Source organism: Propionivibrio sp., from assembly GCF_041441355.1.
Lineage (GTDB): Bacteria > Pseudomonadota > Gammaproteobacteria > Burkholderiales > Rhodocyclaceae > Propionivibrio.
Map to the genome: position 1 here is coordinate 1 of NZ_JASDTF010000014.1, position 6,513 is coordinate 6,513.

The window sequence follows — 6,513 nt, forward strand, 5'->3', positions numbered from 1 at the left end:
GTTTACCCACACAAAAACCTCAGCAAAACACCTCCCAATACCTACCAAAAACACGGCGCAGCTGCACGCAAGACATTGCGTTTGCTCGGTGAGTTGGCCGCAGTTCTCGTTCGTACGTGCAATTGATCGGCGATTCATCGCGCTTTGGTCACAAAACCATGGCCTGATCAGGCGAAAACCAAACGCCGGGGGCATGGTCCTAGCGAAGCAGACGGGCATCTTTGGACTTCCGAAGCGGATCTAATCGCGTCGTCGCGGTCCGTGCCCATGCTTGTAAGCGTCGTCGCCGCACGGGCGGCGGACGGACGACCATGAGGAGGGGCGATGATTACGGATCGCGAGCGTGAGACAGGGCTGGACGCTACGTTGCAGGCAACCTTCGGTGGCGGGTGTTTCTGGTGTCTGCATGCTGTTTTCGAGCAGGTTGAAGGCGTTGCCGAGGTGCGCTCGGGATATTGTGGCGGTGCCCTGCCTGATCCCGACTACGCTGCAGTCTGCAGCGGGACGACCGGCCACATCGAGGTCGTGACTTTGCGCTACGCGCCGGAACAGGTCGATTACGCTGATTTGCTGGCGATTTTCTTTGCCATTCACGATCCGACCAGCCTCGACCGTCAGGGGCACGACACCGGCCCCCAGTATCGCTCGGCGATCTTCTGGCATTCGGAGGCGCAACGCGAAGCCGCGCAAAGCGCGATCACGCAGCTCGCAGCCGAGCTGGGGCGCCCGGTGGTGACCGAATTACGGCCCGCAGAACCCGTTTACGCAGCGGAGCCCGAGCATCAAGCCTACTTCAGACGAAACCCCGGGCAAGCGTATTGCGCGGTCGTGATCGCGCCCAAGTTGCGCAAATTCCGGATGAATTTTCCACGCTTGCAGCGGGCGGATACAATCTAAGCTTCGCGCCCTTTCTCGACGGGCGAGCCAAACTGAAAACGAGGAGTGATGCAGCCGATGGAGCGAGTGACCGCTTACGAGCACGGTATTTATGCCATCGATGCCGTGTACATGCGGCCACAGTTGGTGGCCATCCACCTGATCGTCGAATCGGGGCGCGTGGCCGTGGTCGACACCGGGACCAGCCATGCCTTGCCGACCGTCCTGGCGACGCTGGCGCGCTTAGGCCTGACGGTGGATGCCGTCGACTGGGTCATCCTCACACACGTGCACCTCGACCACGCCGGCGGCGCCGGTGCGATGATGCAGACTTTCCCTGCGGCCAAGCTTCTGGTGCATCCGCGCGGTGCGCGGCACATGATCGATCCATCGAAGCTGATCGCCGGAACGCAGGCGGTTTACGGTGTTGAAGCCACCCAGCGCCTTTATGGTGAGATCGTCCCGGTCGATGCCGCGCGTGTCGTCGAGGCGCACGACGGTTTCGTCGCGACCTTGGCCGGGCGCGAACTGCTCTGCCTGGATACGCCGGGCCACGCCCGTCACCACATCGCCGTGGTCGATCGCGGCAGCGGCGGCATCTTCACCGGCGACAACTTTGGCGTCAGCTATCGCGAACTTGACGACGGCGCGCGGCAGTTCGTGTTCCCGACCACGACGCCGGTCCAGCTCGAGCCCGAGGCCATGCACGCCACGCTCGACCGGTTGCTCGGCTTTGCCCCGTCGGCGCTCTACCTCACCCATTTCGGGCGCCTGGTCGACGCGCCGGCGCGCGGGGCTGACCTGCATCGTCAGGTCAAAGCACACGTCCGCCTGGCCTTGGGTGTCGAAGCCGACGGCTTGACTGGAGAAGCTCGCCACGCCCGCCTGCGCGCCGGTGTCGAAGCCATTGTGCGCGACGAGCTGCTGCGTTACGCGGGGCCCTTGCCGCTCAAGGACGCCGTGGCGCTGCATGCCAACGATATCGAACTCAACGCCCAAGGGTTGGGCGTCTGGCTGGACACGCGGGCCAAGGCCTGATTCGGTCCCGCGTGGCCGAGCGGCGCATGGTCTGCAAGCGCCCTCCATGTTGGCTCGCCGCCGACCGTGCAGCGACGTCGAACCTAGGCCTGCGTCAGGCGACGCAGGACAATGCCCGCCGCGAACAGGCCAAAGGGCGCCGTAATGCACACCGATGAGCCGTAGCCGGCGCAATTGAGGCCGCTGCCGGCGGGGCGCGCGTCGCAGGCCGCCCCCTCGCCCGCGCCCGGAGCGCGTAGCGGTTCGTCGGAATAAACCGCTTCGACACCGAACTTGCGCCTCGGGTCGCGGGGGAATCCGTAGGTTTTGCGCAACTGGGAGCGCACCTTGGCGAGGAGCGGGTCCTGCTCGGTGCGCGAGAGGTCGGCGACGGTGATGCGCGTCGGGTCGATCTGGCCGCCAGCGCCCCCGGCGGTAACGATGGGGATTCCCCGCTCGACGCAACGGGCGATCATCGCAACCTTGATCCGCGTCTGATCGATGGCGTCGATGACGTAGTCGTAGCCCGCGTCGAGCAGCGCATCGAGGTTCTCTTCGGTGACGAAATCCTCGACTTCATGGACCCGGCAGGCCGGGTTGATCGCTGCGATGCGTTCGGCCATGGCGCGCACTTTGGCCTTTCCGAATTCGTCGCCAAGCGCGTGGATCTGGCGATTGACGTTCGACTCCGCAACCATGTCGAGGTCGATCAGGGTCAGCGCGCCGACGGCGGTACGGGCGAGGGCTTCGGCCGCCCAGGAGCCGACGCCGCCGATGCCGACGACGCAGACGTGCGCGGCTTGCAGCCGCGCCAGCCCCTCGGCGCCGTAAAGGCGGGCGACGCCCGCAAAGCGGCGCGTGTAGTCGACCTCGGGGGGCGTCTCAACAGCTTCTGACATCAAGCCTCCACCGTGCGTCGGATGACGCGGTTGAAGGGTTCGATCCACTCCGGTGCGAATTGGGTGTCGCAGGCGTTGATTTCGGCAATGGCGCGCAGCACCGAGCGGTTGCGGCCGCGGTGGATGTGCTTGAGCATCACCGCCTCGAAGGCGTCGACGATGGCCAGGATTTTCGCGCCGGCGCAGATTTCATCGGCGCTCAGCGCATGCGGATAGCCTTCGCCGCAAGGGCGTTCGTGGTGCTGCGCCACCATCTCGGCCGCTTCCTCCCAGCCGGGCATGCGGCCCAGCAGGCCCGCGGCGTGGGCCGGGTGCGCGTGCAGCGCCAGCTTTTCCTCCGGGGTGATGCGATCGACTTTGAGCCAGACCGACTCGGGCAGGAACATCATTCCGACGTCGTGCATGTAGACGGCGGCCTCGAGCTGCAGCGGGTCGACCGGCTTGTCCATTTCGAGGTTGGTTTCGTTGGCCAGGCGCAGCAGGCGCGTGGTGCGCCCTTTGAAAAGCAGCGAGCGCGTCTCGAGTTGGTTGGCCAGGGCGCGGAAGAAGCGCAGATCCTCGCTTTGCGGGCGCGTGCCCCGGCTGCGCGCGACGGGACGCCCGTGCCAAGTGCCTGATGTGGCACTCGAGGGGCGAAACCCGGTGACCGCGACGATCATCTCCGCTGCCTGCTCGTCGAGCGCGGAGGCTTCGGCCGTGGACAGCGCTTCCAGGCCGGCAACCATCACCGGAAGGCTCAGGTTGGCGAGCGGCTTGCCGGCCAGCAAAGCCTCCGCGGCCAGTTCGAGTCGGTCGACCGCGAGCAGGATGGCCTCGGCCAGCACGTCACTGAAGGCGATTTCATCGTTGCGCAGGCGGGCCAAAACCGTCTCGATCGGGTGGGCGATGGAGACGGCCAGGTCAACCTTGCTCAGGGTCGCGTCGCCTTTGATGTTGTGTACGGCGCGGAAAAGACTGGCGATGACTTCGCGGTCGTCCACGTGCCGACGCAGGTCGGCAACGTCGCGCTCGATCCCCGGCGCGAGGTCGCTCAACGCTTCGACAAATTCTTCCAGCGCCTGCCGGTCGGCGATCGTCGGATGGGTCAAATGGCGCGCATCCATGAAAATTCTCCACAAAAGCGATGGCGCTCAGTGTAGCGGAAAGGCTGCGGCCTTGCCGCTGCCTTCCGTGTTCTTACGTGGTGCGTGGCGGCCCCTACGGATGGACAGCACGAATGCCTGTGTTAACGTCCGCAACGCCCCTTTTGCGCGCAAGGGGCCTCCGTCCGTGGGTGAGCCTGGATGGGGATGGCGACGACGCGCATGGCCGAAGCGTTTGGGGGTGCTGTATGCGAGTCAACATGCCGGTGACCCATCGCGAATACGATTACGCCGATGGACAGTTCATCGTCACCAAGACCGATCTGAAAGGGCGGATCACGTATGCCAATCCGACCTTCGTCGAAATCAGTGGCTTTACTGCCGAGGAGTTGATCGGCGCATCGCACAACATTGTCCGTCACCCGGACATGCCACCCGTGGCCTTCGCCGACCTGTGGAAGACGATCAAGGCCGGCAAGCCCTGGCGCGGGCTGGTGATGAACCGGCGCAAGAACGGCGATCATTACTGGGTCGAGGCCAACGTCAATCCGCTCTGGGAGAACGGACAGATGGTTGGTTACGTTTCCTTGCGCACCAAGCCGACGCGGGCGCAGATCACGGCGGCCGAGGAGTTCTACCGAAGCCTCCGCGAAGGCCGTGCCGCCGGTGTTGCGTTGCGCGAAGGCCGCATCGAGCAGGGCGTTTGGGGGCGACTGGGGCGGCTCAAGGCCCTGCGCTTCCGGACGGGGCTGCGGGTGCTGGCCGTCCTCGTCGCCCTCTTCGTTGCCGCGCTCGGCGCCGGCATCACCTGGAAACTGGCCGAAGACGGTTCCTCCTGGCAGTGGCCTGTCGCGGCGCTTGGTGGCGCACTGGCCCTTGCGCTCGGTGGCGGCTTATGGGGGCTCGGCGGCCATATCCATGCCGTGCTCGAGCAGGTGGTTCGTGCCTGTCACACCATTGCCGGTGGCAGCGTCGGTTTTACCCGCGCCGAGGAATACCACACCGAAGCCGGACGCATCATGCATGCGATCCGCATGCTCTCGGGCAACACCGCGTCGATCGTCGGCAATGTCGAGGGCGCGATGGCATCGCTGCTCAACTCGACCGAACAGGTTGCCGAAACCTCGCAATTGCTGGCGCGCGGGGCCTCCGAGCAGGCCGCTAGCGTCGAGGAGACGACGGCCTCGGTCGAGCAGATCAGCGCCAGCATCGAGCAGAACAGCGAGAACGCGCAACGCACCGACCGGATGGCGGCGACCGCCTCGGAGCAGGCGGCGCAAGGCGGGCGAACGGTCAAGGACACGATGGCGGCGATGCATCAGATTGCCGAAAAGATCGGCATCGTCGACGACATCGCCTACCAGACCAACCTGCTGGCGCTCAACGCGGCCATCGAGGCCGCCCGCGCCGGCGATCACGGCAAGGGCTTCGCGGTGGTCGCGGCCGAGGTGCGCAAACTGGCCGAGCGCAGCCGGCAGGCGGCGCAGGAAATCGGCGAGCTTTCAGCCCGCTCGGTCGCCCAGGCTGAGTCGGCCGGGCAGATGCTCGACGAGATCATCCCGACCATCCGCCAGACCTCCGGGCTGGTGCAGGAGATCGCCCAGGCTTCGTCCGAGCAGAGCAACGGTGTCGGACAGATCAGCGACGCGATGGGGATACTCAACCAGACCGCGCAGCAGAGTGCCTCGGCCTCGGAAGAACTGGCCGCGACGGCGGCCGAAATGGGCGGTCAGGCGCAGGCACTCAAGCAGGTGATGGGTTTCTTCGTGCGGGCGCAGGGCGGTGCTTCGGGCTGAGGCGCCGCCGGCCGCGGCGTTTTTTGGGGCGACGAAAGCGAGTCGACGTCTGTCAAGCTGGTCGCGGCGGGAGGGGTCGTCTACACTTCGCTTTTAAACGCGAAGGAAACTCCATGTCCATCATTACCACCGAAACCGGCCTGCAGATCGAGGAAATCAAGGTCGGCGACGGCGAGACCGCCGCGAGCGGCCAGTTTGTCAGCGTCCACTACACCGGCTGGCTGACCGACGGCAGCAAGTTCGATTCGAGCAAGGATCGCGACGAACCCTTCGAGTTTCCGCTCGGCCGACGCAACGTCATCGCCGGCTGGGACGAAGGCGTGCAAGGCATGCGCGTCGGCGGTGTGCGCAAGCTCACCATCCCGCCGCAGCTCGGCTACGGCGCACGCGGCGCGGGCGGTGTGATCCCGCCCAACGCGACGCTGGTCTTCGAAGTCGAACTGCTCGACATCCTGGGCTGACGATGGCCGATACGCCTCGCAAGACCCTGCGTCTGCCGGATCGACCGGCGGATGCCGCGGCTGCCAATTCCAAGCGCAAACCTTTGCGGGTGAGCAAGGCGCCGCGTTCGCGCGCGCCTTCGGCCGCCCCGGTTGCGGCGGCGCCGAGCGCGCCGCAGGCCAAGAAGGATTGGCGCAACAAGAGCAAGCCTGCCGGCGGACCGACGGATGGCTCACGCCCGCGCTCCGTGGCCCGGCCGGCGAGCGCCGATGGCGCCGCCCCCAAGCGCTGGCGCCAGGATGGCCCCGATGGCGGGCGCAGCGCGGGTCGTGATTTCAACCGTGACGGCGAGCGTCGCCCGCGCGAAGGTTTTGGCGACCGCAGCGGCGGCCGCGACTTCAA

At 66.0% G+C, this 6,513-nt stretch carries 7 protein-coding genes; 5 read left to right on the plus strand and 2 right to left on the minus strand.

Annotation, left to right across the window (positions count from 1 at the left end; genetic code table 11):
• The first annotated feature begins 324 nt into the window (after positions 1–324).
• Positions 325–897 carry a peptide-methionine (S)-S-oxide reductase MsrA gene (gene msrA / locus QMB55_RS04225; protein ID WP_497587423.1) on the plus strand — a complete coding sequence of 191 codons (573 nt, stop codon included), beginning with the start codon at positions 325–327 and terminating at the stop codon, positions 895–897.
• 57 nt (positions 898–954) lie between these two features.
• A complete protein-coding gene (locus tag QMB55_RS04230; protein ID WP_497587424.1) occupies positions 955–1,914 on the plus strand; it encodes an MBL fold metallo-hydrolase in 960 nt (319 codons plus the stop codon).
• A gap of 83 nt (positions 1,915–1,997) precedes the next feature.
• On the opposite strand, the gene QMB55_RS04235 is transcribed toward QMB55_RS04230, so the two are convergent.
• Entirely contained in the window at positions 1,998–2,792 is a 795-nt protein-coding gene (locus QMB55_RS04235) for a tRNA threonylcarbamoyladenosine dehydratase (RefSeq protein WP_497587425.1), read from the minus strand.
• Positions 2,792–3,895, minus strand: a complete 1,104-nt coding sequence (locus QMB55_RS04240; protein ID WP_497587426.1) for an HD-GYP domain-containing protein — start codon at positions 3,893–3,895, stop codon at positions 2,792–2,794. The genes QMB55_RS04235 and QMB55_RS04240 overlap by 1 nt, the downstream gene beginning before the upstream one ends.
• A 239-nt stretch (positions 3,896–4,134) precedes the next feature.
• On the opposite strand from QMB55_RS04240, the gene QMB55_RS04245 reads away from it, so the two are divergent.
• The 3 genes from QMB55_RS04245 to QMB55_RS04255 all read left to right on the plus strand — a co-directional run.
• Positions 4,135–5,670 carry a methyl-accepting chemotaxis protein gene (locus QMB55_RS04245; protein WP_497587427.1) on the plus strand — a complete coding sequence of 512 codons (1,536 nt, stop codon included), beginning with the start codon at positions 4,135–4,137 and terminating at the stop codon, positions 5,668–5,670.
• Positions 5,671–5,783: 113 nt separating this feature from the next.
• Positions 5,784–6,131, plus strand: coding sequence for an FKBP-type peptidyl-prolyl cis-trans isomerase (locus QMB55_RS04250; protein ID WP_497587428.1), 348 nt, complete (start codon positions 5,784–5,786; stop codon positions 6,129–6,131).
• A 2-nt stretch (positions 6,132–6,133) separates the two neighbouring features.
• Positions 6,134–6,513 (plus strand): hypothetical protein (locus QMB55_RS04255; RefSeq protein ID WP_497587429.1); only part of this gene is annotated, 380 nt, incomplete at its 3' end.